The sequence below is a fragment of the Streptomyces sp. NPDC089424 genome (genome assembly GCF_044749345.1).
GTDB lineage: Bacteria > Actinomycetota > Actinomycetes > Streptomycetales > Streptomycetaceae > Streptomyces.
The window spans coordinates 13139-39746 of record NZ_JBIVHU010000014.1; the positions used below are offsets into that span (position 1 = coordinate 13139).

The 26608-nt window shown below is 68.9% G+C and carries 32 protein-coding genes; 6 read left to right on the forward strand and 26 right to left on the reverse strand.

Annotation, left to right across the window (positions count from 1 at the left end; genetic code table 11):
- The first annotated feature begins 2 nt into the window (after positions 1-2).
- From ACIP2X_RS37725 to ACIP2X_RS37735, 3 genes are all read left to right on the forward strand, one after another.
- Complete coding sequence (locus ACIP2X_RS37725) at positions 3-218, forward strand: hypothetical protein (RefSeq protein WP_401682860.1); 216 nt, start codon at positions 3-5, stop codon at positions 216-218.
- A gap of 76 nt (positions 219-294) precedes the next feature.
- A complete protein-coding gene (locus ACIP2X_RS37730) occupies positions 295-447 on the forward strand; it encodes a hypothetical protein (RefSeq protein WP_401682863.1) in 153 nt (50 codons plus the stop codon).
- Between the two features lie 52 nt (positions 448-499).
- Positions 500-1006 (forward strand): hypothetical protein, encoded by a 507-nt coding sequence (locus ACIP2X_RS37735; protein WP_401682866.1) that lies wholly within the window; start codon positions 500-502, stop codon positions 1004-1006.
- 13 nt (positions 1007-1019) lie between these two features.
- Here the strand turns inward: ACIP2X_RS37735 and ACIP2X_RS37740 are convergent, their stop codons facing one another.
- From ACIP2X_RS37740 to ACIP2X_RS37755, 4 genes are all read right to left on the reverse strand, one after another.
- The gene (locus ACIP2X_RS37740) at positions 1020-2117 is read right to left on the reverse strand and encodes a tyrosine-type recombinase/integrase (RefSeq protein WP_401682869.1); all 1098 of its coding nucleotides are present in this window, start codon (positions 2115-2117) and stop codon (positions 1020-1022) included.
- Positions 2114-2353 (reverse strand): hypothetical protein, encoded by a 240-nt coding sequence (locus ACIP2X_RS37745; RefSeq protein WP_401682871.1) that lies wholly within the window; start codon positions 2351-2353, stop codon positions 2114-2116. The genes ACIP2X_RS37740 and ACIP2X_RS37745 overlap by 4 nt, the downstream gene beginning before the upstream one ends.
- 72 nt (positions 2354-2425) lie before the next feature.
- Positions 2426-3259, reverse strand: a complete 834-nt coding sequence (locus ACIP2X_RS37750) for a hypothetical protein (RefSeq protein WP_401682874.1) — start codon at positions 3257-3259, stop codon at positions 2426-2428.
- Entirely contained in the window at positions 3256-3855 is a 600-nt protein-coding gene (locus ACIP2X_RS37755; RefSeq protein ID WP_401682877.1) for a hypothetical protein, read from the reverse strand. The genes ACIP2X_RS37750 and ACIP2X_RS37755 overlap by 4 nt, the downstream gene beginning before the upstream one ends.
- A 114-nt stretch (positions 3856-3969) precedes the next feature.
- On the opposite strand from ACIP2X_RS37755, the gene ACIP2X_RS37760 reads away from it, so the two are divergent.
- The 3 genes from ACIP2X_RS37760 to thyX all read left to right on the forward strand — a co-directional run bounded on the left by ACIP2X_RS37760 (position 3970) and on the right by thyX (position 6527).
- Positions 3970-4173 carry a helix-turn-helix transcriptional regulator gene (locus ACIP2X_RS37760; protein ID WP_401682880.1) on the forward strand — a complete coding sequence of 68 codons (204 nt, stop codon included), beginning with the start codon at positions 3970-3972 and terminating at the stop codon, positions 4171-4173.
- A gap of 13 nt (positions 4174-4186) precedes the next feature.
- The gene (locus ACIP2X_RS37765; RefSeq protein WP_401682883.1) at positions 4187-4426 is read left to right on the forward strand and encodes a hypothetical protein; all 240 of its coding nucleotides are present in this window, start codon (positions 4187-4189) and stop codon (positions 4424-4426) included.
- 1261 nt (positions 4427-5687) lie between these two features.
- Positions 5688-6527: an FAD-dependent thymidylate synthase gene (thyX, locus tag ACIP2X_RS37770; protein WP_401682886.1), complete on the forward strand. Its 840-nt coding sequence runs from the start codon at positions 5688-5690 to the stop codon at positions 6525-6527.
- A gap of 4 nt (positions 6528-6531) precedes the next feature.
- Here thyX and ACIP2X_RS37775 read toward each other — a convergent pair whose 3' ends face one another.
- From ACIP2X_RS37775 to ACIP2X_RS37880, 22 genes are all read right to left on the reverse strand, one after another.
- Positions 6532-6747, reverse strand: coding sequence for a hypothetical protein (locus tag ACIP2X_RS37775; RefSeq protein WP_401682889.1), 216 nt, complete (start codon positions 6745-6747; stop codon positions 6532-6534).
- A gap of 9 nt (positions 6748-6756) precedes the next feature.
- A complete protein-coding gene (locus tag ACIP2X_RS37780) occupies positions 6757-9303 on the reverse strand; it encodes a hypothetical protein (RefSeq protein WP_401682892.1) in 2547 nt (848 codons plus the stop codon).
- A gap of 26 nt (positions 9304-9329) precedes the next feature.
- Positions 9330-9641, reverse strand: a complete 312-nt coding sequence (locus tag ACIP2X_RS37785; protein WP_401682895.1) for a hypothetical protein — start codon at positions 9639-9641, stop codon at positions 9330-9332.
- A gap of 672 nt (positions 9642-10313) precedes the next feature.
- The gene (locus tag ACIP2X_RS37790; protein ID WP_401682898.1) at positions 10314-10658 is read right to left on the reverse strand and encodes a hypothetical protein; all 345 of its coding nucleotides are present in this window, start codon (positions 10656-10658) and stop codon (positions 10314-10316) included.
- 14 nt (positions 10659-10672) lie between these two features.
- Entirely contained in the window at positions 10673-11035 is a 363-nt protein-coding gene (locus ACIP2X_RS37795; protein ID WP_401682901.1) for a hypothetical protein, read from the reverse strand.
- 31 nt (positions 11036-11066) lie between these two features.
- Entirely contained in the window at positions 11067-12014 is a 948-nt protein-coding gene (locus tag ACIP2X_RS37800) for an N-acetylmuramoyl-L-alanine amidase (protein WP_401682904.1), read from the reverse strand.
- Positions 12014-12391: a hypothetical protein gene (locus tag ACIP2X_RS37805; protein WP_401682907.1), complete on the reverse strand. Its 378-nt coding sequence runs from the start codon at positions 12389-12391 to the stop codon at positions 12014-12016. Before ACIP2X_RS37805 ends, ACIP2X_RS37800 begins: the two co-directional genes overlap by 1 nt.
- 155 nt (positions 12392-12546) lie before the next feature.
- Positions 12547-12915, reverse strand: coding sequence for a hypothetical protein (locus ACIP2X_RS37810; RefSeq protein ID WP_401682910.1), 369 nt, complete (start codon positions 12913-12915; stop codon positions 12547-12549).
- A complete protein-coding gene (locus tag ACIP2X_RS37815) occupies positions 12912-14600 on the reverse strand; it encodes a hypothetical protein (protein ID WP_401682913.1) in 1689 nt (562 codons plus the stop codon). Before ACIP2X_RS37815 ends, ACIP2X_RS37810 begins: the two co-directional genes overlap by 4 nt.
- Positions 14597-15700 (reverse strand): hypothetical protein, encoded by a 1104-nt coding sequence (locus tag ACIP2X_RS37820; protein ID WP_401682917.1) that lies wholly within the window; start codon positions 15698-15700, stop codon positions 14597-14599. The genes ACIP2X_RS37815 and ACIP2X_RS37820 overlap by 4 nt, the downstream gene beginning before the upstream one ends.
- Positions 15697-16632: a hypothetical protein gene (locus tag ACIP2X_RS37825; RefSeq protein ID WP_401682920.1), complete on the reverse strand. Its 936-nt coding sequence runs from the start codon at positions 16630-16632 to the stop codon at positions 15697-15699. The genes ACIP2X_RS37820 and ACIP2X_RS37825 overlap by 4 nt, the downstream gene beginning before the upstream one ends.
- A 10-nt stretch (positions 16633-16642) precedes the next feature.
- Positions 16643-17536, reverse strand: a complete 894-nt coding sequence (locus ACIP2X_RS37830) for a phage distal tail protein (RefSeq protein WP_401682923.1) — start codon at positions 17534-17536, stop codon at positions 16643-16645.
- Positions 17520-22070 (reverse strand): hypothetical protein, encoded by a 4551-nt coding sequence (locus tag ACIP2X_RS37835; protein ID WP_401682926.1) that lies wholly within the window; start codon positions 22068-22070, stop codon positions 17520-17522. Before ACIP2X_RS37835 ends, ACIP2X_RS37830 begins: the two co-directional genes overlap by 17 nt.
- Before the next feature lie 18 nt (positions 22071-22088).
- Positions 22089-22511 carry a hypothetical protein gene (locus ACIP2X_RS37840; RefSeq protein ID WP_401682928.1) on the reverse strand — a complete coding sequence of 141 codons (423 nt, stop codon included), beginning with the start codon at positions 22509-22511 and terminating at the stop codon, positions 22089-22091.
- Positions 22454-22978, reverse strand: coding sequence for a hypothetical protein (locus ACIP2X_RS37845; protein ID WP_401682931.1), 525 nt, complete (start codon positions 22976-22978; stop codon positions 22454-22456). The genes ACIP2X_RS37840 and ACIP2X_RS37845 overlap by 58 nt, the downstream gene beginning before the upstream one ends.
- A 103-nt stretch (positions 22979-23081) precedes the next feature.
- Entirely contained in the window at positions 23082-23555 is a 474-nt protein-coding gene (locus ACIP2X_RS37850; protein ID WP_401682934.1) for a hypothetical protein, read from the reverse strand.
- Positions 23556-23680: 125 nt separating this feature from the next.
- Complete coding sequence (locus ACIP2X_RS37855) at positions 23681-24145, reverse strand: hypothetical protein (protein WP_401682937.1); 465 nt, start codon at positions 24143-24145, stop codon at positions 23681-23683.
- Positions 24142-24531, reverse strand: a complete 390-nt coding sequence (locus ACIP2X_RS37860; RefSeq protein ID WP_401682940.1) for an HK97 gp10 family phage protein — start codon at positions 24529-24531, stop codon at positions 24142-24144. The genes ACIP2X_RS37855 and ACIP2X_RS37860 overlap by 4 nt, the downstream gene beginning before the upstream one ends.
- Entirely contained in the window at positions 24531-24986 is a 456-nt protein-coding gene (locus ACIP2X_RS37865; protein ID WP_401682943.1) for a DUF6093 family protein, read from the reverse strand. Before ACIP2X_RS37865 ends, ACIP2X_RS37860 begins: the two co-directional genes overlap by 1 nt.
- Positions 24986-25369: a hypothetical protein gene (locus ACIP2X_RS37870; protein WP_401682946.1), complete on the reverse strand. Its 384-nt coding sequence runs from the start codon at positions 25367-25369 to the stop codon at positions 24986-24988. Before ACIP2X_RS37870 ends, ACIP2X_RS37865 begins: the two co-directional genes overlap by 1 nt.
- Complete coding sequence (locus tag ACIP2X_RS37875) at positions 25366-26208, reverse strand: hypothetical protein (RefSeq protein ID WP_401682949.1); 843 nt, start codon at positions 26206-26208, stop codon at positions 25366-25368. Before ACIP2X_RS37875 ends, ACIP2X_RS37870 begins: the two co-directional genes overlap by 4 nt.
- Positions 26205-26537, reverse strand: a complete 333-nt coding sequence (locus ACIP2X_RS37880; RefSeq protein WP_401682952.1) for a hypothetical protein — start codon at positions 26535-26537, stop codon at positions 26205-26207. Before ACIP2X_RS37880 ends, ACIP2X_RS37875 begins: the two co-directional genes overlap by 4 nt.
- Between the last annotated feature and the right edge of the window lie 71 nt (positions 26538-26608).

Below are 26608 nucleotides of genomic sequence, written 5' to 3' on the forward strand. Positions count from 1 at the left end.
CCATGAAGGAGGAGCGCCTGATGATGAACACGTTCCAGAAGATGGCCGCTGGCCTGGAACGGGTCAGCCCGTCCGCCCCGATGAGCACGGCCGCTGCCGTAATGGCACTGGCAAGCAGCGAAGGTCGGCCGGTCACCCCCGCTGAGACGGCGCAGTTGCCCCCGATCCCGGAGGGCGCCACGCGGGCGGAGTACGCCAGCATTCTCCGCGAGAAGTGACCACACCCTGTGGCGATGCCCCGGCTGAGGAAAGCAGCCGGGGCATCGCCCCGTACCGTACCCGAATGGAGGCCCCGTGACCGACCTCGCCCCGCGCCAGCCCGACGCCACTCCTGCCGTCTACGACGCTGCGACGCTCGCCGTCCTCGCCGCCATGGAAGAGGCAGCCGAACAGCACCTCGACGCCATCCGCTCCACCGGATACTGGGACACGCCGGACACGACCTGACCCCGGCTCCTACGATGAGAGCGGAACGCTGCTCTATGCCCTGGAGGCCGGCATGCCCACACCGGAACCCGACGCCATCAAGCCGCGCCCCGACTACCCGCCCAAAACCCCGCCACCACCCAAGCGGCCACCGTCCCCGCCCCCACCCGAGCGCACCATGCAGTACCCGGTACAGGTGCCGACGCTACGGGGACGGCGGGTGATGGCGAACCGGCAGGGCGCCACCTGGTCTCTGGAAGCCCAGCCTTGGGCCGCGAAGAAGGCCGTCACGCACGTCGCCGAACGGTTCACGAAGTGGGGGCTGCGCCAGCCCGCCACCCTTCAGGACGTCGTCCGTCTCCTCGTGGCCACGGTCGTCGAGGACGGCGGCCGCCACATCAGCCTCCACCTCGCCGAGCAGGACCGGCAGGCTCTCATCCTCGCTCTGTCCCACCAGCCCACTGCCGTCGGTGCCAGCGACGCCGTTCTGACCCAGCTCCAGGAGCTGGGCGCGGTCAGCTGCGGCACCGAAGTCACCGCCGAAGGCCGCCAAGTCTGGGCCCTCCTCGACGTCGCGTAACGGACGACGCTGGTTAGCGCACGGGCACGAACCGGTCCACCAGGTGGTCGTACACCGCCACTGCGGCCGCAGCGTGCTTGGCCTTTCGGGCGGAGTCGTCCCGACGCCGGATGTATCGGAGCGTTGTTTCGATCGCGGCATGATCGGCGTACTCCTGGATCTCCTCAACAGGGTCGCCGGCGTCGTGCATGTGCGTGAGCTTCGAGGCGCGCAGCACGTGCGGGGTCAGGTCGCGGCCGGGGAGTACGCCGGCTTCTTTGCCGAGCCGGTTCAGGAGGCGGTCGACGGCGTGCCGGTCCATGGGGCGGTCGTCGTCGTCCAGGAGGAGGTGCCCCTCGGGGCGGTCGGCGGTGGAAACGTCGATGAGGGCGCACAGACGTTCCGGGAGCGGCCACACCCGGCCCTTGCCGCCCTTGCGGGACAGGTCCAATTTCCGTACGCCGCCGGTCGTTTTCAGGTGAAAGAGCTGGGCGGTGCAGCACTCGGTGACCCGGCCGGCGAGGGTGTAGATGAGGACGGGCACGAGGGCCTGGCGGGGCGTGGCGGCGGCATTGACGACGGCCTGGAACTCTGGGACCTCCAGGATCGGTGTGGCCGTGGTCTCGTCTCTCGGGTCGACTTTGGGCCGGTCGTACTTGGTGACCGGGGAGGCGATCGTCTCCTTGCGCTTCCATCCGGCGTACTGGGTGAGTGCGGTGAGGACGGACAGGCGCCGGTTGATGGTGCGCGGCGCCCGGCCCTGTGCCTTCTGAACTTTGGTCCAGGTCTCAATAATGCCGGGGGTGATGGCCCCGACGTGGAAGCGGTCGTGTCCGCCCAACTCCCGTGCCACCTGGGCCCAGAGACAGATGTCGTCGGCGTACGCCTGCTTGGAGGTGACGGCGGGGACGGCTTCGGAGCCGAGCCAGCTAGTGATGAGGAGGAAGGTGTCGCGGTCGCAGGCTTCGGCGAGGAGTTCGAGGCGGTAGCGGCGTTCACCGAGGCGTCGTGTTCTCGGGTTGCGGCGAGCGACGGTGCCGAGGGTGTCGCGGAGCCAGTACAGGGCCTCTTCGGCGGAGCCGGGTGCGGCCAGTTCGGCGCGGGGCCGAGCGGTGACAGCGTGCTCAGTCATCGTGCCGTCAACTCCGTGAACCAGCGGCGCAGCGCTTCTTGTTCGTCGGGGGCGGCGTGCTCAAGCGCGTACCCCATGACTACGGCGAACATCAAGCCCTCGATGCGGCCAGTGCGGTCCCAGTCTTCTGCTAGCCACTGTGCCGCTTCTGCTGTTGCCGCGCCATGCTGCATTCCGTGGTGCAGTGCAGCGGCTACGAGTAGGCGTCCGGTCGCCTCGTCATCCTCAGCCGTCATGATCTGAGTCTAGCGTCGATCATCCATAACACACGTTATGCGCATCCCCCAGACCGATCGTGCCGTCGGACGCTAGCGATCCAGATACAGGACGTCGAACTCTGGCGGCTCCCACCGGCCGAAGGTCGCCACGTCCTCCTCTGTGAAGTCGGACGCCCCGCGAAGGGCCACTCTTCCCATACGGAGACTTCGGAAGCTGATCCCTGTCGTCTCCATACCCGCTGCCTTGGCTCGGCTGCGAACGACGACGTCGATGCCTCCGGGTAGCAGGGCCTTCCCGGAGATGTTCCCCCAGCGGTCGATCTGACGAAACAGAGCACCTTCAGCCGGTCCGAGACCGCCCAGTGTCTTCAGCCAGCCGTCGGTAAACCTGACCACACTGGTTGCCATGTCGCCGCTATCCCGCACGAAGACGCTGGTCTCCGCTCCGGGCATCTGAACCCGGACACCGTCGTCCACCAGGCGCACGGCGTCCGCCGTGCATCGCGACAACTCCTCCGCCTGGTTGGCCGTTCCCCAAGCCAACGTGAGAAGGCAGCCGTCGCGTAGGCCGGAAGGGTCATCACGGCAAGTGGCCAGCATCGCCCTCAGGTTGAGTTCATCGATCGGCACGGTGTCCGGTGTCCGGCGGTTGGGCGACGACTGCCATTCCATCTTCCAGCGCGTGCACATCTCCCGAGTCAGAGTGGTGTCAAACCAGTGCCCGTGAGGCTGCCACGTTCGTATCGCGTACCAGGCGAGGTCCACCGTGCTAGGGGACATCCGGCGTTCCCTGATCAAATAGTCGATGTAGCTGTGGAACGTATCCGCCGTGCAGGGGCGGGGGGTCTGGCCTCTGCCTCCGCACCACTCCTCAAACTTGCTGCGCTGCATGGCATAGGCCCGTTGCGTGCTGGGGGTGGTCATACAGTTCCTCCAGCCTGGGTGTTCCACATGAGGGCGACCACGGTCGATTCATAGGGCCAGCGCGCAACACCGCCGTGTTTGATCAGATGCATCAGGGTCCTACTGGGGTAGGTCGATCCGACCTCCAAAGGGATGCATCCGGGAGGGATCTCGAACGGCACCACTTCGGGCCGGGTGCGTCCGCCATCGGCTTCAGTGGAGGCCTTACCCGTTGAGCGCTGCGCTCGGATCGTCTGCGACCAGCGCAGTTCGCCGTCGGCGTCTGCTCCTGCCTGGTCGGTACTCAACCGTGCGGAGAATGCGGGATGTAACCGCTGGAGTCGTTCTGCGTTTATCCCTCGCGCGGCGTCGGCTACCGGTATCTCCCCTACCTCCAGCAGCGATACCGCGAACTCGCCCGACATCAACCCGGTATGCACACGGAGGAAGGCCGCAGCCTGTACCGGAGGCCAGTAGGCGGCCCGGCGTTGTGTCTGGCCGATGCGGTCTCTGTAGGCGGCGGGTATCCGGTCATTGCGTAGGTCCTGGCGAGTCTGGGCCAAGGCTTGTGCGGCGCTTGGGCTGTAGAGCATCTGGTCCAGCAGGCTGCTGGCCATCCGTTCGTGAAGTGTCCTCAAGGCCGCCCTCCCGAAGTGGAGACAGTGACGAGTAGTTGAGCTACTCTAAGCGTAGCAGTAGTCAAGCTACTCCGCCCCGCCTACGCTGATCCCATGGACTTGACCGGCTACCTGACCTCCGACGAAGCAGCGGAACGGCTCGGCATCAACCGCCAAAGCCTCTACAACCTGGCCAACCGGTCACCGGACTTTCCGAAGCCCAAGAAGATCGGGCGGACGTCCCTCTGGCCCAAGGAGGGAGTGGACGCGTGGCGGGCGCAGCACCCGAAACGGCAGACGATGAAGAGAGAGAAGTGAGGACACCGTGCCCGTGAGGAAGCCCTCGAAGCCGTGGCGCGTGACCGTGACGGGCCCGGAAGTGGAGGCCACGTCGTCGTTCACCAGTGAGCAGAAGACGTACGCCTTCATCCGCGCCAGCCTGGGCGCTGGTAGCCCTGCCGAGGCCGCGAAGGTCGAGCAGTGGGAGGGCGGCCGATGGTGGCACTTCGAGACCGTCACCGCCAACGAGATCCGGACCGCCCAAGCCGCCGAGCACGTCACCGAGAAGTGAGGACACCGACCATGGCAGCCATCCCGCTTACGTCACTGGAATGCACCCTCGAAGCCGAGCGGCTGCTGGAGCAAGCCGTTCACAGGAGCGGAGCGGACTCCGACCGGGCCATCGCAATGGCTGAGGTCTATGCGCGACTGGCCCACGTTGCCGTTATCCGTGAGACCGCCGAGAGATGAGGACGCCGACCTCGGAACGCGACGGTGCCCTGGCTGAGGAAAGCAGCCGGGGCACCGTCGTGGAGGCTACCCGGCAGCGGCTGAATCTGGTCAACTTTCGGAGCAGCAGGTCACAGACGCTTGGCGGCCACTAACGGGTGCTGCTGAGGTGCTGCCGAGTTACCGCGGATGCCCTGCGCTTCCCGCAACTTACCTGCGTCGATGGCTCCGGGTGGCTGCGAATTGCAGCCCCTGCCTACGGGGATTCGCGATCTGTCCTACCGTTCGTGCATCGCTACTCGGACGTCCGACGAGAGGGAGGAAAGTGGCACGCACGGGCAATGTGGCGACAGTCACAGTAGAGGATACGGAGGGGGTAGTTCCTCCAGATTTGCAGGGTGTTTCGCGGGACTGGCCCGGACTGCGCGGGACTGGACGGTACGACGTAAGGCGACGAGGCACGACGAGTGCTCAGGTGACGTACTTCGTGCGGGAGTTCTGCTTGCGCGCCTCCATACACTGAGAAAAGCAGAAGGAGCCCGAACCCGACGCGAGTTTCCTAGGCCAACGTCAGGAGGGCTCCTAGCTGATGTCAATCCCGAGTTCTGCGAAAAAACAGGAGTAACCAATGCAGGGTAACAAGGAGCCGGACCCCCTGAACAGGTGGTGGCACTGTAGGGTCCGCCACCTGCGTGAATGGCGGAAACGCCATGCACGGAGTGTTCAGGACAACCTGGTCCGCGGCGTGGCGTCCGGCGTCGGGAGCGGCGCGGTCAGCTTGCTGATCGTGTGGTGGCAGACCCGCCACTGACCGGTGAAGAGATCGACAACGGCCCCTGCTTCGGCGGGGGCCGTCCTGCTGCCCGGTGCCCGGATACGACATTGTCGACAAGAACCACACCCGCAAGGACATCCCGGACGACGGCGGCGCCTACCCGCGGCCGGCCCGCCAGGCTTCCAGCTCCCGTTGGCAGACCACGCACAGCGGGTTCCCGCCGGAGCCGTACCGGTGTGTCGGCTGCTGGCACGACGTACACGGCCCGACCTGCGACGGAGCGCACTCAGGGGCTGGGGGCTTGGGTCTGTCGGAGGTCGGCGTGGTCATGTCCGCCATCGTACGAGCGTGCGGGGGGAACGGTGCGGGCGGGCACGGCGACACTGGTCGTACCGCCCCTCTTCCCGAACGGAGCCCGCCCGTGCCCGACGCCCCCACCCCCGACATCGCCCCTGAGCCGGTCTTCCGTAGCGACGTCACCGTCGAACTGGTCAAGGCGTCCGCGTCCGACGCCAACGTCCTGTTCGCGGCCCGCGTGTCCACCCTCGGCGAGCAGTCCCTCGACGAGCTCGACAAGGACCCCGCCCGGTCCAAGGGCCTGATCAACTACCTGATGCGGGACCGGCACGGATCGCCTTGGGAACACACGTCGATGACGTTCCTCATCAGCGCGCCAATCTTCGTGTTCCGCGAGTTCCACCGCCACAGGGCTGGCTGGTCGTACAACGAGGCCAGTGCCAGGTACCGAGAGATGGAGCCCGTGTTCTACGTCCCGGGCGCGGACCGGAACCTGGTGCAGGTCGGGAAGGCCGGCCACTACCGGTTCGAGCCCAGCACCGTAGAACAGCACCAGCTGGTCGACAACGTGATGATGGACGCCTACCGGCACGCTTACGGCGCGTACCAGCGGATGCTTGCCGCCGGCGTGGCCCGGGAGGTGGCCCGGTCCGTGCTTCCAGTGGGCCTGTTCTCCTCGTGCTACGCCACCTGCAACGCTCGGTCACTGATGCACTTCCTCGGCCTGCGCACCACCCACCCCGCCGCCAAAGTTCCGTCCAGCCCCCAACGGGAGATCGCCATGGTCGCCGAGCTGATGGAAGCGGAGTGGGCCCGGCTGATGCCGCTCACCTACGCCGCGTTCAACGCCAACGGGCGAGTCGCGCCGTAGGTGGCTATCCGCGCGGCACCAGGACGATCTCTGCGGGGGTGACCTCCAGGCTCATGCCGTGCTTGGCGAGTACCGCGTGGAGCTCCTCAGCGCAGGCCTGGACGCGGCGCTGCTCGGCTTGTGCGATGACTGCGCGGGCGGTCGCCTCGTCGACCGCCTCCGGGTTCGCCGTCGGCGCGGATGCGGACGGGGCGCCTTCGTCGGTGTGGTGGCTGTGCATGCGGTTCTCCTAGGCGGGGGCGAGTGTGGTGACGGTTCCGGCGGATCCCTTGTACTTGAGGGCTCCGGCTTCGACGTAGAGGACGCCGCCTGCGGACGGGGTGCCGGTTGGCAGCGTGGTGGCGTTGGCGATGCCGATGACGCCGACACCTGCTGCGACGGAGGTCGTGTTGACGAGGATGCTGGTGGTGGCGTGGAGGGCGCCGTCGGTCTTGAGGCGGCCTGCTGCTGCGCGGTAGAGGTTGGTGTCGCGGGCGCTGGCGCCGTCACCCCAGTTCATCTGGCCGTCGGCGCGGAGCCGGAAACGGTCGAAGCTGTCCGCGTTGACAAGGATGCCGATCTTGTCGGTGGTGGCGGCGGACCCGGTGAGGGTTTGCATGGTGGTGCCGGTCATCTGCAAGGCGCTGGGGCTGAGGGTGCCGGACACGATGAGCGCACCATCTGTGCGGAGGGTGGCGGCCGCAGACCGGTAGAGAGTGGTGTCGGGTGCGGTGGTGCCGCCCGGCCCCCAGGAGTGGGCGCCGTCCGCGAGGACCTGGAAGCGTTTTTGTGTGTCTCCCGCCAGTTGGGTCTGGACGGCTTTGACGGTGGCGTCAATGCCTTGGACGAGGATCGCGGACTGGGTGGCGGCCTGGGCTTCGAGGTAGAGGACCTGGCCGGTGGCGCGCTGCACGTGGAGTTGCGCGGTCGGCGATGTCGCGCCGCCTACGCCGATACGTCCGGTGGCGCGGTCGATGTGGAGGGGCGCGTCGAGGAAGTCGCCGTTGTCGTCGTAGCGGCGGATCTGGAAGTCGGTTCCCGTGTTGCTGCCGGCTTCGGTGGTGGTGTTCGCGCGGAGGATCCACCTGCGGCCGACGGTGCCCATGTCGGAGGAGATCGAGAGGGCGATGTCCTTGTTCACGGTGTTGTTGCCGCCGACGCGGAAGCACGTGTTCTGCCCGGTGTACGGTCCGGCGGTCTGGTTCTGGGCGCGGACGGACAGGTCGGCAAGGTTAGTTCGGATGTTGGTGTAGGCGACGCCGATGGTGGCCTGGTCGAGGGCTTTGGTGCTGTCGGTGGCCTGGTCGATGAACGGGATCTCCAGGCGTCCTTGGAGGGCGCCGGTGAGGTCGGCGATCTCGAGTTCCCAGTGTCCGTGGATGGAGGCGTGGTTGTTTGCCTCGTAGTGGGATCCGGCCCAGACCACGGGCTTCCAGGAGACGCCGGACGCTTTCGGGTCGCGGGTGCTCGGGTCGTAGCCGCCCTTCTTCGTCGCGTCGACCGGGATGTAGAACGCTTCCATGGTCTTGGCGTCGCTACGCATGGCGAACTTGCGTACGGTCTCGCCGTAGGAGCCGACGTCGGCCCGCTGGTAGCTGTACAGGTTGATGCGGCCGGTGGAGTCGAACTGTCCGGCTTGCCCTTCGTCCTCGCCGCCCGCGAACGACGACAGGACCGACAGGGATTCGACGGATCCTCCCTGCCCGAGAGGGTGGCCGGCGGGGGCATCGTGGTTGTTGACGCGGAGGACGGCGCCCGCGGTGATGACGCCGGCGCCGGGGTCGATGGTGTGGATCGCTGCGCCGTAGAGGGCGTTGACGTGTTCGACGCGGCCGGCGATCTGCACGTTCTGTGAGTCCGCGGACAGACGGAAGTAGGAGCGTTGCGTGCCGTCGAAGTCGGGCCCGGACCAGTTGGAGACGATGAGGTCCCTGCCAGTGGCTTCGAGGTCGAGTCCGTCGCCGCCGCGGCGGAACCGATATCCCTTTCCGGTACCGAGAATGCTCAGGTCGGCGCCGTTGATGATGACCTCGCCGGTGAACGTGGTCCCTGCCTTATCGGCCTTGTCGGGGAGTGTGTCCTCGATGATGTCCAGGCGGGTTTCCATGGGTGCGGCGACGGCGGCTGCGGTTCCGGCCGGGTCGTAAGCGGTGTCCGCTCGGCCTATCTCCGCGGCGATGGCGGAGTCGGTGTAGGCCTCGGCGTCGGCGTTGGAGCCGTCCTCCCCGGGTGGTCCGGCCGCGCCCTGGGGGCCGACGAGGGAGGCCAGCCACTGCGGCTCCGTGCCTTCGAAGCCGTTCGAGACGGCTACGGCGTAGGCGGATGCGCCGTCTTCCCCGTCTTCTCCGGGCGTGCCAGGCGCCCCCGGCGCGCCCGGAGCTCCGTCGGCGCCGTCCTGACCTGCCGGTCCTTCGGGGCCTTCCGGGCCGGGCACGAAGATGACGGTGCCGCCGCCGGTCGGGGTGTCGCCGAGGTCGACGCGGAGGTCGCCCAGCCACCACTCGCCGGTCTCCGGTACGAGGATGTGGGTGAGGACCGGCGTTCCGTCCTTCGTCCGGCCTTCCTGGACCGCCCACAGTGTGTCCCCCGCTACCGAGTCGATGAGCGTGTTCGGGGTGAGCTGGACTTCCCAGCCGCCGTCCGATTGCGCGGTGATCGGAACAGGCCGGACCAGTTCCCCCGCCAGTGTGGGGACGTAGCCGACGGCGGGCTGACCGGTGACGTCGACGAGCGTGGCCACCATCTCCACCCGCTGCGGAGCGGCAGCCCCGATCAGCTTCCCGGTCACCTTCGTCATCGCTGGTTCCTCATCTCACAGGTGGTTCAGGGGGTGGTGGCAGGTGTGGGCGTCGGAACCGTGGCGCAGATTTTGTCTGCCGCGGTGCGTACCTCGGTGGGTACTTCGCGTGTGGCGTCGTCACGGAGGACGGCCCACAGGGCGCACGTCAGCTGCTGGGTGTCGGTGCGCTGCGCTGTTCCGGTCACCTGGCCGCTGCGGAGTGTGGAGAGGCGGTCCTGCGCTTCGGACGACTGCCACACCAGCAGCGCCGCGAGGACCAGGACGATGCCGACTACGACAGCGATGAGGGGGGTGGAGTCATGGCGGGGGCGGCGTGCAGGGAGGTGCGCGGCCATGACGGCTCCTTTCGTCAGCGGTCGATCAGGGCCAGCAGGCCGGGCAGGAGTCCGGTGCTGCTGGGTGTGGTCGACGCGGTGTGGCTGCTGGTGGGGGTGGGGCTGGGGTCGGTTGTGGCGCCAGTGCGTCGGCAGATGAGGGCGTCGGGGTCGTCCGGGTCGGGCTGGAGGCTGTACCCGTCCGGGCATGTCGGGCCCGGGGGTCCTTCCTGCCCGTCTTGGCCGTCCTGGCCGTCGGCTCCGTCTTGGCCGTTCTGTCCCGGCTGCCCGGGCGCGCCGGAAGGGCCGGGGACCGTCGAGTCGGCGCCGGGGGCTCCATCGGCTCCTGGGGCACCGGAGGCGCCGGGAAGTCCGGCGGGACCTGTGGGGCCGGGGACCGTAGACGAAGGGCCGGGCTGCCCCGGATCCCCCTGGTCGCCCTTCTCGCCGGGCGCGCCGGTCGCATCCTTGCCCGGCTGGCCCTGCTCCCCCGTGACTGGTGTTCCGCCTAGGTCACGTACCTGCTGAGCCAGTGCATCGCGGGCCACGTTGGCGTCGTGGAGACTGCCAGACAGATCCCGCATCGTGATCACGATCCAGCCCAGGACCAGAAGGAGCAGCGTGACCCCGCCGACCCAGACAACGTCTGTACGACGTCTGCGTCTGCGGGACACTGCCGGGCTTTCCCTCACGTCAATTCGACCCCTTACTGGCCAGGTACACCTGCAAGAGCAGGAGCAGAACGGGTACGACAAGCGCCGTCAGAATCAGCCGCTTATCGGCCGCCCTGCGGTTCTCCAGCTCGCGCTGTTCCTGTTGACGCCGCTCTGCCTCACGGGCTCGATCGTCCTCAATGGCGGTCACGCGTGTGGCGAGTGCTACGGTCCGGTCGTCCTGCGCCTGCTGTTGCAGGGCCAGAAGACTGGCGTCGACCTTCGTGTCCAGGCGCGCCGTGAGGGCGCGCATGTCCTCTTTGAGGTCGTCGAACCCGGCGTCGAGGCGACGAGCCAGCTCACCGTTGGTCGGCTCGTCACCCATGGCGGCTCCTAAGTTCAGGCCTTAGCCGGCTGCACGGCGGCAGCCGGTACCGGTGCGGTGACCTGCGTGCGGACGAAGGCCTGCGCGACGACGGTCACGAACGCCATGACGGCGGCCTGCTTGGCGGCGGACCAGTCCAGGCCGAGGTTCATGCCGAGGGCGAGGCCCGCCTGCGCGAAGCCGGTCAGCGCGGCGACCTGCCCGTCGCCGACCTTGAAAGCGACGAGGAGACCGAGGAGCGCTGCTGCGGCGGCGTTGACCGCGGTCTGGGTGTTCTGGTCGACGTCGACGATGAAAGCGGCGACGAACTGCACGACGACGGCGACGATTCCGGCCCAGACTGCGGGCTCCCGCCCGAAGAGGGTGGTGGACTTCATGATGTGGGTCCTTGTCTTGTGGAAGGGGATTTCAGGCGACGACTCGGAAGCCGTACTTGTCGCCGAGCTTGGTCAGGCTGGTCCTGCCGGGGATGCCGTCGGCGTCGCTGCCGGAGTAGCCACAACGGCGCTGCCAAGCCCGGTAGGCGGTAATCGTGCTGGTCCCGAAGTGGCCGTCGGAGTACTTCTTCTCGAGGAGCCCTGCGTCGACGAGGGCGACCTCGACGGTGCGGACCCCGCTGTAGGTGACGGGGGTGCCGCTTCGGGCGGGGTTGGAGCGGGCCGCGGCGACCAACTGGGACAGGTCGACGACGGGCTTGGCCGGCGTGGGCAGCGGCTTGGGGGCCGTGGGCTTCGGCGTGGCCGGCTTCGGGGCGGTGGGCTTGTCGTCGTCGACGCGGTCGGCGATCCGGGCCCGCATGTTGGCCATGGTGAAGCCGCGCGGGTCGACCTTGCCGGGCTGCCACTCCAGGTGCCCGATGACGGACCGGTCGGACCAGCCATGGTGGCGGCAGATCGCAGCGGACACCCGCTCGATGGCCTCCAGCTGTGCTGCGGGCCAGGGGTCCTTGCCGTCGCCGAGGTTCTCGCACTCGAAGCCGTAGAAGTGCCGGTTCCCGTCGACGGTGGCCTCGTTGTCGGCGGGCAGGGCCTTCTCGTCGATGACCGCGCGCAGGACCTCGTCGTCGCCCAGGCCGGCGTGGTTGGCGCGGCCGTAGCCGACGAGGTGGACGCGGCCGTCCTTGGTGATGACGCCGTGACACAGCGGGCCGGGGAGACCGGAGTAGCCCTTACGGCAGATTTCGACGGTGTCCTTGCTGCCCTTGGTGACGGTGTGGTGGATCATCACGCCGTGCACCGGACCCCACGGGCCCTTGCTGTTGCGGTTGTGGGTCTCCCAGTCGCCTACCTCAACGACGGTGAGGCCTTCGGCGCGCAGGATGGACGCGAACGTGGAGGCGGGCATGGGCTGTGCCATCAGGTCTCCTTGGGAAGGGGCGTGACGCGCGGGACGCGAAGGCGGTCCCAGGCGGTCTCGTCGGGAATGCCGGACACGTCGCCGGCTCCCTTGGGGCGGAGCTGGCGCTGCCAGCACGCGAAGGCGTCGCGGTGTGCCGTTGTCCAGTCCGCGCCGAGGTAGCGGCCGTCGCCGCAGTCTTCGGCTTCGAGTCGGCGGGCCATCGCGACGATGACCGGGCTGTGGCGGCCGCCGTGGAAGAACGTCTCGCCCGGGTAGGGCTCACAAAGGCTGAGGTCGCTGCCCGGTTCGGTGACTGCGGCCGGGGTGGGCTCCGGAGCGTCGGTCTTCTTCCGGGCAGCCGTCGTCTCGTCCGCTGCTGTGGTCGGCTCGGGCATCGCCCGGTGCTCCTGGATCTCCCCGCGCCCAGGTGAATGGTGTGGCGGACCGCTGCTGTGCGGCCGTCCCTCGGGGGTGGAGCGTGCGGGCGGAGGGTCGCCCCGTGATCAGCGTAAGGGCGCCAGGCTCAGACGTTCCCCCAGCCCCAACGCCGCTAGTCGTAGTTCGGCTGGGGGTTCAGCTTGGTCGCGGCGAGGATCGGCCGGAGCTGTCCGCACAGCCCGCAGATCATGCGGACCGTCCCGGCGTTGGAGTAGATCTCCGGTTCCGTCGTCGTCGTGTTCAAGTTGACGCAGGTGGAGGTGACGCACACCGAGGTGACTTGGTACCAGGTGGCCGGCTCGAAGGTGATCGGGGTCGGCGGCGGGTCCGGCGGCGGCGGGGTTTCCGTCTCCGGGTCCGGTTCGGGCTGCGGCTCGGGCAGCGGGTCGCCCTCGACAGGGGGCGGCTCGTTGGGCGGCTGCTCCCCCTCGGTAGCGTCAGGGCTGGCGGGGATCTGCTCGTACTCGGGTTCTTGGCTCATGGCGTGCCGTACGCAATCCATTCGACGGAGGTGGAGCCGGTGGTGTTGGCTCGGGTGACCCAGATGGTGAATCCGGTGGCGGAGGAGCCGGTGGTGGAGACGCCGGTGACGACGGTGCCCGGGCCGGTGCTGACGGCGGTGGCGACAACACGGATGTTGGTGCCCTTGAGGTTGAGGCCGGTGACGTTCCCGGAGGTCGGCACGTTCGCGCCGGATGGGGTGATCGTGATGCGTCCGGCGGCTACGTTCCCCGCGGTGAGGATGCCGTTGATGTCGACGTTGCCCGCCTTGTCGAGGGCGAAGCGGTACACCGAAGCGTCGGGGTCGAAGTAGCGCAGGATCGGCCCGGTGTGGGACGGGCCGGGCTGGAGGAAGAGCAGGGTGCTGGAGTCGCCGACACCGGGCTGGATCAGGGCGCGGGCCCGGGTCATGGCGAGGCCGGGGCTGTAGATGGTGTCGGCGTTCCTGGTGGCGCCGGTGGTGTCCAGGTATCCGAAGGAGGCGGTGTTGTGGAGGAGGTGGATGCGGCCGCCGATGACGACGCCGGTGTCGCCTTCGCGGAGCCGTTCGACGACGGCGAAGTCGCCGCCGAGGAAGGTCCGCCATTTCATGTCGGTGTGGCCGCTGCCGGAGAAGATCCCTGAGTTCAGGCCAAGGTCGGCGTTGCCGGTGTTCGTCTCGACGACGTTGATGACGGCGTCGTTGGTCTGGCCGGCGTTGGTGAGGCGGATGTTCGGGTAGGTCGCGTTCGGGTCGAGGACCATGAGGGCGCCGCCGGTACCGACCAGGGCGAGACCGAGCGCGGACAGTTCAGCGACGGCCCGGCTGGCGTCGTACACGAGGATCTTGTTGGCGTCGGCTTCGTTCAGGGTGATCCGCTCGCCGGACGCGGCGGTCTGGATCTCGGTACCGGTGAGGCTTCCGCCGGTGATGACGGATCCTTCGATGGTGCCGGTGAAGACAGCGTCCCCAGTGGCGGAGTCGAACTGGATGACCAGCTCGTCAGAGCTGTTGTAAACGCGTAGCCCGTCTTCGTTCAGCTCGACCCGGGCGCCGTCCGGGTCGCCGGCAACGATTCGGGTCACCAACTGGAGGACGGCCTCGAGCTTGTCGGCCTGTACCGCGCCGGCCTGAATCTTCGCGGCCGTCACGGACCCAGCGGTGAGGTCGGGACCCGTCACCTGCACCGGAGTGGCTGCGGTCTCTGCGGAGGCGGGCCCGCCGATCCCCGAGCTGTTGACGGCGATCAAAACGACGTAGTGGGCGTCGTACGGGAGGGGGGTGACGGGCAGCATGCCGCCCTCACCGGACCGGGTGATGGTGCCGACGAACGTGGCCGCGGACGGGGTGAAGCCGCTGCTCGTGGAGACGTGGACGGCGATGTGGTCGAAGTCCGACGGGAGGGTGCTGCCGTCGGCGAGGGTGCCGTCCCAGACGACACGCAGCCCACCGATGGACGGGACGACGACCGGCACGGACGGCGCGCCAGGTGGGGGGCCGTCCTGCGCTATCAGTCCGATGGTGCCGTCCGGCTGCATCCCGATCCGGCCCCGCACCGCTCCTGTGCCGTCGGTGACGACGATCGACGCATTGTCCAGCGAGGCGTGCGAAAGGCGGGCGGAGCGTTCCACGCGGGCGATGCGCGCCTCGAGCTGCTGAAGGATCCGGCCGATATCCAAGGTCACTGACCCCCGTAGGTGTACATCGCGGACGGCTGAAGGCTGACGACGGCTTGACGGCCGCCCGGCGCGGTCGGGTTGATCCTCCATCCGGTGACACGGCACCAGCCGGTGTATGACCCCCACGCGTTGTGGATGCGGGTGTAGACGTCGTCGCCGACCTGCCACGACCCGAACGGGGCGGCCGGCGTGTCGCGGAGGGTGACCTGGTCGACCCGTCCCAGGGACTGCCGAAACGCCCTCTCCCACTCGACGCGCTGCTTGAGGACGTCGTTGCCGGAGACTTCCGGGTAGTCCGCGACGTGCTCCAGGCGAAGCCGGCCGTTACGGACCGCGCTGACCTGCTTGAGCTTCGCGGATCCGTCGCCTGCGCCGGTGCCGATGACAACCTGCGCGTAGTCGTCGCCGGCGCGGGCCTTCTCCGGCTCTTCAATGATGTTGACGCCGCTCGAGAATTCGATGTCGCGGCGGCGGGCCCCGAGGCGCGGCCACCCCAGCTTGATCCGCTTCACCACGTCGGTTTTGGCGGCGTTCCAGGTGGTGACGCACGTGTACTCGGGCGTGGCCTGCTCGGAGACGAGGTCGTCGACCTGGGAGCCGAGGGACTTCAGATCCCACCAGTTGGAGTGCCACACCTCCTCAGGCGTGCCTACCTTGCTGGTGGAGGTGGTGGAGTCGACGGTGACGCCGAGGTTGCCGTCCGGGATGGACTGCGCGTACTCCCAGATGTTGCGGATCACCTGACAGCGGTCGGCGAACGTGTAGGGGCCACGGCCGCCGTGCTCGCCGTCCAGGTCGAACCGCTTCATCAGGTACGACGACCACGACGCCGCCTCGATCCGGTATTCGTTGCCCTGCTCGCGGACGTCCCAGACCAGGCCGCCCCACTCGATCTGCCCGGCGGACTCCACAAAGATTTCGGTGGTCCCCGGGTCCGCCACAGATGGGTTGGATGCGATCAGCCGGGGCGACAGCACGCCGCGAAGCTCGCCCGGCCCGGACAGTTCCGGACCGTACTCCAGGTCCGTGACCGGGAGCGCCGTCGACAGCCACGCCCCGGTGAGGACGTTGCGGGTGAGGACCCGGTCCGGGGCAGGTGCCGTCACCGCGGTGCCTCCTCGAACTCGACGTCGTAGATAAATGCGGTGTAGTTGGTGACGCTGATCCGGCCCGGGTTCCCGGAGCCGCCGTTGGCGCGTGCCCGCAGGAGCTGGGTGGTGCCGCGGTAGGCGTCAGGAATGGTCAGGGTGTCCGCGACGATCGCGGGCTGCTTGCGGATGCCGGTTCCCTGGTTGTCGTCCAGGGAGATCGCCTGAAGCGTCAGGGACGACCCGAACGTGGCGGCGAGGGCCCCGGAGAAGTTGTTGACGCTGTACTTGATCGGGGACACGTCGATCCGGATACGCGCCTTCGTCGCCCACACGGGAACGTAGAAGTTCTTCCCCGCCTCGGTGGAGAAGTAGGAGTAGGTGGTGGACGCCCCGATGAGGGCGCTCTCAGTTGCTGGGCTGCTGGTTTCCATCTGCCGGGTACGGCGCGGGTTCGCTACCGTCCGCAGATCGGTGATCATCGCGTTCGTGATGGTGGCCGTGGACGCCGGGATGTCGATCCGGGCGAGCGGGATCCCGGTGCGGCTGTCGGGAATGGCCGTCGCCGACGACGACACGTTCGAGATGACCTGGAAGTAGGCAATCTCGGCAACCTCGGGGTCCAGGGTGCCGGTGTACTCGGGGTCTTCGATCCGAAGGATCACCATGTCGGAGCGTGGGCTGCCGCCGGTCGCGGCGATGTCGACATCGACGGCACCCACGTTGCACGCCGAGTAGGTGCCCTGGAAGGCGTCGTCGCGGCCGCGGATGACCCCGGACCCGTCGCCGACGGTCACTCCCCCACCTGGGGTGGAACGCTGGGTGACCTTCAGGTCGTCGCCTTCGGTGATTCCTTCCGCGCCGCGGGCGAGGTCGCGGACCAGCATCCGGAACTGGCTGGCTGGGTGGGTGGCCCCGTCGGTGAGGATGGGCCGCGGGAACAAGGTCATGGCTCTCTCCTCAGAGGGCTGTGTAGGCGTCGCGCCACGTCATGCGCAGGCGGGCGGTGTTCGTGGAGTCGAAGGCGGTCCAGCGCATCTCCGACGTGCCCGGAGGCAGGGAGAACAGGTCGATGCGGGATGCCGGCGACAGATAGTTGGCGTTGCCGCCGTTCTCGCGGGTGACGGTGCGGTAGCCGGGCCGAGTGTCGATCTCCACCCACTGCCCGGCGTCCAAGTTGAGGGTGGGCAGGGCGAGGGTCCGCCCGGTCGGCACGTGGATCACGGTGACGTTGGCGCAGGGCCCGGTGATGCGGATGACGGGCCACGTGTCGGCACTGCCAGCGTTGTGGACCCAGCCGGGCCGGTCGGCGGCCGTGGTCCCGGACTGCACGAAGATCGGCGCGGTTACCGGGGCGGCGAACCCTCCGCCGGTCAGCCATCCCAGGGGGATCTCGGTGGTGGACTCCTCATCCGCGTACCAGGTCGGGTCGTGCGCCAGGAACTCCATGTCCAGGGGGACGTAGCCGTGGATGACCTGCCGGTACTCGGGTGCCAGGCGGCGGGTGCGGACGGTGAGCCGCTTCACAGGCCTGCCGGGCCGCTTCACCCGGAACGGCATGCCCTGCCCGGCGACCAGGCGGACCGAGCTGGCGTCCGTCGCGGCCTCGAGGTTGGCCACCATGTCGTGGCAGGCCGCGGCATCACCGGGAATCTTGATCGCGGCGTCGATCTGGACCTGCCGCCCGGACCAGTAGTCGGGTCCGGCGAACTGCCCGTCCGAACTGGGCTGGTCGACGTCGGAGTCGCGGACCGGGGGGCGGCCGAAGCCTGCGGTCTCGCGGACCTGGACGCTGGTGCCGGCGCCGATGACGACGCCTCCGATGTCGTACTGCCAGTCAGCGAGCTCCGGCATGGGCAGCCACACCTCCCCTCTTCGCGCGGCGGAACTGGTAGCCGACCTGGGCGCCGATGTCGGACGCGGTCGCCCGTGGGCTGGTGTTCGTGACGGGGACGGTGATGGTGTCGCCGCCCTGGACCACGACGACCGGACGACCTGCCTGGCCATCGGTCAACCCGACGCCGAAGCGACGCGCCACGTCCGCAAGAACCGGCATCGCGCTGCGCCGCTTGTTCGACCCGAGCGGGAGGAAGGCTTCGCCGCCGGTCTCCGGCTCCGCGAAGCGCATGATCCCAGACTGGGTGGCGTAGATCCCGGCCCGGATACCGCCGTTCGCGTACGCCTTCCCCGCGTTGGCCTTGGCGAGGTCGGACAGGAACCGCGGGGACCTCGGTCCCAGAGCCGACGACAACTGCCCCTTCGCCTTGTTGGCGACGGCGATGATGACGTCTTCGCCGATGCCGGTGGAGCCGGACACGTCGTGCATGCCGGTGGTCTTCGTCTTCACCGCGGCGATGATGGCGACCAGCGTTGCCAGCTCATCCTGGGTGAGGGTATTCCCGGCGGCAGTCACCTGGGCGTTCGCTGCTTTGGCCTTCTTCGGGTCCCGGACCGCGGCCGCGGCGAGTTGCTGTGCCGTCTCGTCGTTCTGCTCGGCGAGCTGCGCGGCGAGGTCGCCGTAGCCTTGTCCGGCGAGCTTGGCGAGGTTGTTCGCGAACGTCTGGTTGACCTTGTTCGCTGCGCCGAGCTCGCGGGTGTAGTCGGTGAGCGAGGCCTTCGCCGTGGCCTGGAGCCCTCGGAGGGCGGCGGCCATTTCGTTGATGTACTTCGTGGAGCCGCGCGCCATCTTGTCGGCGAGCTTCACGCCTTCCGCGCCCATCGACGCGAGGGCCTGTGCCACGTCGACGCCGACTCGGTCGGCGACCCGCTCAAGGTCGGCGTTCCAGGCGCGGGTGGCAGCCGAGGCGCTCTTCAGCTTCCGCTCGACGGCCCCGAGGTCGAAGTAGGACTGTTCCTTGCCCTTGACCTTCCGGGTCTTCCGGCCGGCCTGCCCGGCGTCGGACGGCGAGTACAGGGACCCGGTGGACGGGTCGTACCGCCAGTCCGTGACGGAGCCGTCCGCGTGCCAGGAGATGGACCGCGGGTCGCCGCCGAGGCGCCGCACGGTCTCCGCGGCGATCGCCCGGGATCGGGGACGCTTGGACAGCGCAAACGGGATGTAGGCCTCGCCGCCGGTTTCGGGTTCGGCCCACATCCGGTAGGTGGGCTGGGCGATCTGCGCGACGTGGTTTTCCCGCATGCCGCCGTCCGCGAACCGCTGCACGCGGGCGGGGCCGTAGATGTTGCCGTCGGCGGACCGGCCGGCGGTGGACCCGTGGTAGGTGCCGGACGGGGGCCCGCCGGGCCTGCCCTGGATGCGGTACACGGTGGTGTAGGTGACCGTCACCGACCGGTTCCTCAGGCTGGCGATCGCTGAGGCGAGGGCACCGACGTTGGCGCGCTGGCTGCCGGTCGGGACGGTGATGACGACGTTCTTGCCCTTGGTGTCCCGGATCTTGAAGCCGAGGGCCTCGAGCTGCTTGCGGGCCTCCGCGGTCGGCGCCTTCATCGTGATGGTCTTGCCGTTGGTGGACGCGACCTTCTTCTTCACCGCTTCCAGGTCGGTGATGGCGTCCTGAGTGGTCGCGTTGATGGTGATGGTCTTGTTCTGGAGGCCGTCACGGACCCGCTTCACCGAGTGGAGGGAGTCCTTCGCGGTTTTCGTGTCGGCGGTGACCTTGAAACGGCCGTCCTTGAGCTGGACGACTTTGAATCCGAGGTCTTCCAGCATGGACTGGGCGTCCGTGGTCAGGGCTTTGACCGTTACGGACTTCGCGTCCGGGGTCCGCTTGATCGCGGCGATGACCGAGTCGAGGCCAGTGATGGCGTCCTCGGTGCGCATCTCCAGCAGCGTGGACTTCTTGTCGGGGATCTTCAGGTAGGAGTCGGCGAGGGCTTCGGCCTGCGCGCGGGTCAGGCCCATGCCGTCCGCGGCGTCGATGAACGCCTTCCGGCCGTCGCTCATGATGCCGTTGACGTGCTCCCACGACTTGCCCTGGTCGCGGGCTGCCGCGGCCGCCGCATCGGTGTTCGCGGCAAGCTCGGACAGGACCTTCTCCGCCTCGCGGGCCTTCTCCGATCCCAGGTCCAGTTCCCCGTCGCGCATCTTCAGCGCGCCGGCGTGGTCCTTGACGGCTTCGGTGGCGTCGTCGATGGACTGCTCGAACGCGGACATCGCCGACCCGGCGGCCCGGTTGACGTCGTTCAAAGCCTGGATCGACTGGCGCAGGCCGTCCGCGCTGCGCTTCTGCTCCTCCAGCTTGGCCTGCGTGGCCTGCGCGGCCCGCCCGAACAGGCCCTGCGACTGCGCCGCCAACTCCGCCTCAAAGGCGGCGTCGGCCATCGCGGACTTGTAGTCGTCGAGCCGGTCCGTGAACTCGCTGGTGTCGCGGCCGCCCTTGCCGTACTCCGCGGACAGCTTCTTCAACGCTTCGCGGGCGAGGTCCGCCTGGCCGTTCTTCACCAGGTTCGCCAGCGACTTGTCGATGGCGTCGATGTTCTCCTTGGCTTCCTTGACCGGGGTGGAGTCCCAGTCGGCAAGCCCGCCGATGCTGACGATCCACTGCTGCACGTCGTCGGTGCTCGAGGGGTCCGTCAGCGACCGGACGCTGTCGTAGAGGCCCTCCAGGTCCTTCCCGAACGCCCGCGCTGCCTCGCCGGTGGTCTTCCCGGTGGAGCCCAGCTGCCGCAGAGACGTGGTCAGCTTGTCGACGTCCGGCGGGGCCTTCTTACCGACATCGGACAGCTTGATGAGGACGTAGGCGAGGGCGGCGATCCCGGCGACGATGACCGATGCGCGGGCGGCCGTACCGAGGGCAAGGAACGCGGCCCGCAACCCTGCCAGGCCGCCGCCGGCCGCCGCGGACGCGGCGCCCAGCGTGGCTATCTGTGTGCGGACCGCGGCGAGGCCACCCGCGAGCGCTGCGAAACCGGCGCCGGACAGCTGGAGCAGCTTCAGTGCGGTCGCGACCTGAAGGATGATCCCGATCAGTTCGGGCGGGAACGCCGCTACCAGCTTCGCCGCATAGGTGATGAGGGTGAGCAGGCCCGGTCCGGCTTCCGCCGCGCCCCGCAGGAGCGTCACCAGGGCGTCGGAGAGCGCCCGCAGCGCTTCCCTGGCGGCGGGCCCGTTCTGCTTGGCGTACGCCATGAACTCGGCTATCGGGCCGCTCGTGATGGCGCCACCCTCTGTCAGCACCCGCAGGAAGTGGATAACGCCGTCGGTCATCTCGTCGAGTTGCCGGTCAGTGAAGTCGGAGAACCGGTCGGCCATCGCGTCGAAGCCTGGGGTGTCGACGGCGCCACCAGCGACGTCGATGAGCCGGTTCAGCTGGGTCGACGCGGTCTGAACGTGCGGGGTCAGGCGCGGGATGAGCGTGTCGAGGATGGCGATGCTGTGGGTGACGGGCTCCATGGTGAAGCGGGCCATGTCGTCCGACCAGTCGGAGAAATTGTCCTTCAGCCCGGACACGGCGATCGCGGCGCGCTGCGCCTCGGGCGGAAGCTCGGACAGGAGCCGCTGGTAGGCGATCTGCGCCTTCATCGCTTCCGCGGACGCTTTGCCGTGCTCGCGGACGGTGTCCTCGTACTTGGTCTGTGCTTCGGCGACCTCGGTGAGGGGGCCGATCTGCCCGGCGAGAGCGGCGCCGAACGCGGCTGCGGGGATGGTGGCGGCGGCGAACGCACCCGGCAGCGGCGCCAGGCTGGTCGACAGGCCTGCTACGAGCGGGATGACGGCGGGGGCCAGGAGGAGCAGGCCTCGCAGGGTGCTTTGGAGTCCTCCCCCACTGCTGCCGCCTCCGGCGCGGAGGGTCCGGGTCAGGTCGCCGAGGCCGCTGGTGTCGGCGTCGACACGAAGCCGGATGACCTGGTTCATCTGCGCCCACCGCACGGCGGCGGTGACGTCGCGGCGCAGCTGCATCGGGTCGGCGAGTCCGATGGGGATGGTGATGCGGTGCCCCCAGGCGGCCCACCGCACCGCGGCTTCGACCTCGCGACGCAGGTCCATGGCGTTGCCGAGACGCAGGTTGACGGCCAGGCCCTGCCCGGAGCCGGCGGCCGTGAGCGCGGTTCTGACGTCGGACCGCAACCGTGCGGCGTCGATACCGAGCCGTACCCGGAGTCCCTGTCCTGCGCCGGCGGCGGCAAGTGCTCTGGTGACATCGGAGCGGAGCTGGCTTGCGTCGATCCCGAGACGGACCCCAAGGCCCTGGCCGGTACCGGCGGCAGTCAGCGCGGCCCGTACGTCGCTGCGGAGGCGGGTGCCGTCGACGTTGATACGGACGCGGATGGGTGTGCGGGCCTCGTTGCGGAGCCGGGTCAGGTCCCGGCGCAGCGCGTTGACGTCGCGGGAGGCCGCCCGGGCGTCGCGGGAAGTGGATCGCAGGGTGCGGGCCAGGTCGGAGCCCTGCCCGGTCAGGCGGACACTCAAGTTCCACTGAGAGGACATCGCGGGCTCCTTCCTGGGCTAGTGCGGGTGGCTGTTCTGGACTTCGAGGGCTGCGGCCACGCTGGACGGGATCAGGGCGACCTGTACGCCGTGCCCTTCGTCGCCGGCGGGGATGGTCTTCTGCCGGTCCTGGAGGAGTTGGCAGCCGATGCAGCGGTGGGTGGTGGCCCGGTAGGCGTCCTCGTCGCCGCCCGCCGCTTCGTCCCACTCGTCGGCTCGGGTCCCGCAGGTCGGGCAGAGCGTCTTGAGGTAGTGGGAGTAGGCGAGGGCTTTCCGGCGGTCGAGGTCGGTCCAGGTGCCGTCTCCGTGCCCGCGGAACCTGCTGTGGGGGATGCCCCACTTGTGGCAGAGCTCCAGTTGGGAACGGAAGTCGGCGTCATCGATCAGCCTTTTCCCAGGTCGGTCCGCTGGGTGTGCTGCACCGACCAGGCGGCGTTCCATAGGGCGCGGGCGTCGGCCGGTGTCCAGGTCCGCATGTACCGGGCGGCTGCCTCTTCGGGCATGCCGTCGAGGGACGCGGCCGCGATGAGGGCTGGCATGAAGGAGTCCTCGGCGAACTCGGAGCCGTTCGCTTCGTCGTGCTCGCTCGGCGGGTGCTTCGCCAGGAGCTCCTCGAGCTGCTGCCGTTCCAGGCCCTGGAAGCGGAGCACGATGGTGTTCCGGTCGTACGCCTTCTGCGCGTCCTCGAGCTCCGCCTTGGCCTTCTTGGCCTGCTCCTCGACGACGGCACGGGCGTCGGGGTCGGCGTCCTTGGACAGGAGCGCCTGCTGGCGGTCGGCCTGCTCGGCTTCCCGCTTGGCGGTGAGGTAGCGGTCGCGGACGTCGGTGAGGGTGCACAGCTTGAACACGCTGACGGGCGGCTTGACGGCGTTCAGGCGCTTCTCGAGGGCTTCCCAGGTGCTGGTCATGCGGGTCTCCGGAGGGGGAAGGCCCGGCCGGGCGCGCGTGGCGCCCTTCCCGTGTACGCCACGGGCCCGGCCGGGGGCTGGTGGGATGTACTGCCGGGCCGGGTCAGGTGAGGGTCGGGACGGTGCCGTTGAACAGGGGCCGCTTCGTGATCGTGAACTGGACGGTGATCTTCGCGGCCTCGTTGTCCGTCGTGTACGCCTTCGAGTTGGAGACGACGGTGACGGGGAAGACGTCCATGCCCTTGCTCGCGGCGACCAGGCCCTTGGAGAAGATGACGATGAAACCGGACGTGCCCTTGGCGAGGTCGGTCTCGATGTCGTCGAGGGTGGAGTCCTCGTAGAACGTGAGGCTGGAGTCGGCCGCGGAGTCGTCGCCGCCGATCTTCGAGACGAACGTGGACGCCATGTCCGGGGTTTCGATCGGCTGGTTCTCCAGCGACCATCCGTCGATGGCGTTGATCTGCTGGGTGTAGTCCGTCCCTGCGGTGATCTCGGCGCCGGTGGGGATCAGCGTCGTCGCGGCGATCGTCGGAAGGTAGTGGATCTTCGTGGTGCCCTTGCGGTTGAACCGTGCCATGAGTTTGGCCCCTCGCGGATAGGGGCTCGTGGGGCCCCTGCTACACGTGTCGGTGTGGCGGCCACCTGTTGTGGTGGCGTCCGCGTGGGGTCCCGCCGCGGTGCGGTTCAACTGAGCCGTCAGGCTCAGGTAGGGGTCAGGTTGAACCTGAACCTCTGTACGTAGGTCATGATTCCAGCTTCTTGCTCGGACGTTCCCCCAGGTGTCCCGCCCCACTCGACGTCGAGGGAGCGGGTCATGCAGGACAGGCCGGGCACGGTGAGCGGGTGCAGCCACAGCCCAGTCCCCGGGTCGCGGCCCAGGAACGTGGTGCGGGCCTTGTCGGCCATCCACTCCAGCTGGTCCAGGTCGGCCACGGACTGGGGGACGTGCGGGTCCGGCCCGGACACTGAGGTGATCTGGTAGACGAACGATCCGTCTTCGCTCATGTCCGCAAGCGGCGGCCCGCCCACGGCGGTGTCGACGCTGTACAGCAGGTAGTACGGCGGGGAGTCCCCGGACGCTGGCGCCCGGCCGCGCCCTACCGGCATCTCCGACGCTGCCGCGAGCGTCGCCGCCACCCACCCGGTGACCAACCGCTTCTCAATCACGACAGAACCTCCCCGACCGCGGCGCGCATCTGCGCGTGGAAGGTGTCCTTGATGAAGCCCAGGGCGGGCGCGACGTGCGGGAAAGGCGGCTGGAAGTAGTGACGGCCGATGCTGTCGGTCATGTCCCAGAACCCGAACTCGAGGCGGCGTCCCTGCGGCGCGCTGGTGCCGATGGTGCACTCCGCGCCGTACGGGATGCCGCGGGTCTCGGACCGCCAGGACGCCCTGTACTGGCCGGTGATGACGTTCGGTCCCGGCCTGCCCGACGCGTTCTGCTTGATCCTCGCCGCACCTACGGCACCGACGTGGCGGATGCGGCGTTCGGTGACCTCACCGATCCGGTCGGCGGCTTCGTCCAGGCGGGCCGCCAGGTCGTCCAGGTCCATCAGGCACCTCCCTGCGTTCGGGGGGCCTGCCGCATGTCGAGGGGGGTGATGCGGACGACTTCGATGCTGGAGGCGCGGCCCGGGTCCTGACAGAACCAGGTCCGGCCGATCAACGCGGTGTTCTGCGGGTTGTGGACGGTGACGACGGTGACCAGGTCGTCCCGTGCTGGCATCGGCGCCGTCAGGGGCGTGAACAGGCGTGCCGGAGACATGGTTTCCTCCGCCCACGGCAGCGTCGCCGACGGCAGGGAACTGATGCCGCCCGGCGCGCCAGCGGCGATGACGCCGCCGATCCCCTCGTAGATGAGGTCCGGCGTGGGCGGTGTCAGCCGGCCCGTGTCCGGGTCCAGGACGGGATCCCCCGCCACGGGGCGGGTGATGCGGACGACGTCCACCATCAGGTTGCCCTCGATCCAGGTGACGACCCCTGCGAGGGCAGCGTCCAGGCCGGCCACTACCCGGCTCCTCTCGCGTAGTCGGCCAACTGCGAGAGCATGGCGCGGGTCAGGTCGTGCTTTTCCCCGCCGAGGTCCTCCCGGTTCAAGGCGGCGTTCTCGAGTGCCGCGGGGTCGATCTGGGCGAGGAACCCGGCCACAATGTCGGCGGGCGTGTCGGTGACGCCGACAGCGACGCGGGCGAGGCCCTCGAACGCGGCCCCTTCGGGTTGCCGGGTGTGGAGAACGACAAGCGGGAGTCCGCCGTTGACGTCGTGCTGAAGGGTATAGCCGGTGACCTGCCCGGGCGGTAGGGGAATTCCGTCGATGCTGATGGTGGCGTGGCCGGGCTGGGCGTCGATACGTACGCCGTGCGCCTGCGGCTCGGCTGGAGGCTCGGTCACAGGGGCGCTCCTGTACGGATCTCGGTTCGGCCGATGAGGTCGAGGCGGGGCAAGAACTCGCGAACACAGTGGGCGTGGCTGGTCGGATGAGCGAGGGCGTCCTGCACAGTGCGTAGGGTGCGGTCCGCCTTGTCCTCATCCTGATGATCACGCCAGCCACAGCCGTGCCCGTCCCGGACCTCGACCCATTCGGTGCCGAGTTCATCCAGGGCGGTGCGGGCGGCCGCCGTGTTGGCGGTGGTGACGGCCTGCCAGGTGATCGCGGCGCGCGCCCACGCGTCGACGGGGTGGCGGGCGTTGTTCGCGTAGACGACGGTGTCCAGCGGGTGGTCTCGGCGCAGCGCGGTCACGTCGAACCGAGCGGCGGTGCTGCGGGCGGCGTCCTGGGCGGCACGGAGGAACGCCCGGGCGCGGCGCAGGGCCTCGCTGATACGGGCGCTGACGTCGGCGTAGTACTGCGCGGACGCCGCAGTGACGGCAGCCTGGTGCCGGCCGGTCCACGTGAAGGTCGTGAGGCGGCGGTCGGCGTTGTCGAGGAGGGTCCAGGCGCCTTCGCGGTAGATGAGGGGAAGGTCGGTGGACGCCCACCGTTCGGCGAACGCGCCAGCGGTGCGGGCGAACGCGGCAAGGCTGGTGTTGAAAGCGGCGACCGCTGCACGCAGGGCGGCGCCGGTGCCGGAGGACCTTCCGGGCCGGATCCGGGCGAGGGCGGTCAGGAGGCGGTTCTGCGCGCCGATGAGGATGGCCCAGGCCTGGTTGAGGCGGTTGACGGCGTCGGTGATGTAGGCGAGGAGGCGCTGTCGGAGGGTGCGGCGTCGGCGCCGGACAGGGGTCGTCATCGGCGGGGCCTTGCACGCAGGATCAGGTAGCCGATCGCAGCGTCCTCGTCATCGGTGGCGGGAGGGTCGTCGGGGGCGACGATCTCGCCGGACTCGAGAGCCAGGATCTGCCGTTCGTAGGCCTTGATGTTCTCGGCGAATCCCACGGCGACGACGCCGGACACGTTGACGGTGCTGGGCTGCTGAAGCAGCGTGGCGAGGCGTCCTCGGAGGACTTCCAGCGCGACGGCTCGGCCGGACTTGAGGCGGGTGTAGCGGGCCTCTAGGTCGGTCAGGTCGGTGGTGGAGCCGAGTTGGGCGAGCAGCCACGCCTTGACGTCGTCATTCATGGCTACCTCCAGGGTGGGTGTGGGAAGGGTGGTGCGGGGTGCGGGCCCGCCTGTGGCGCCCCCACCGTGGG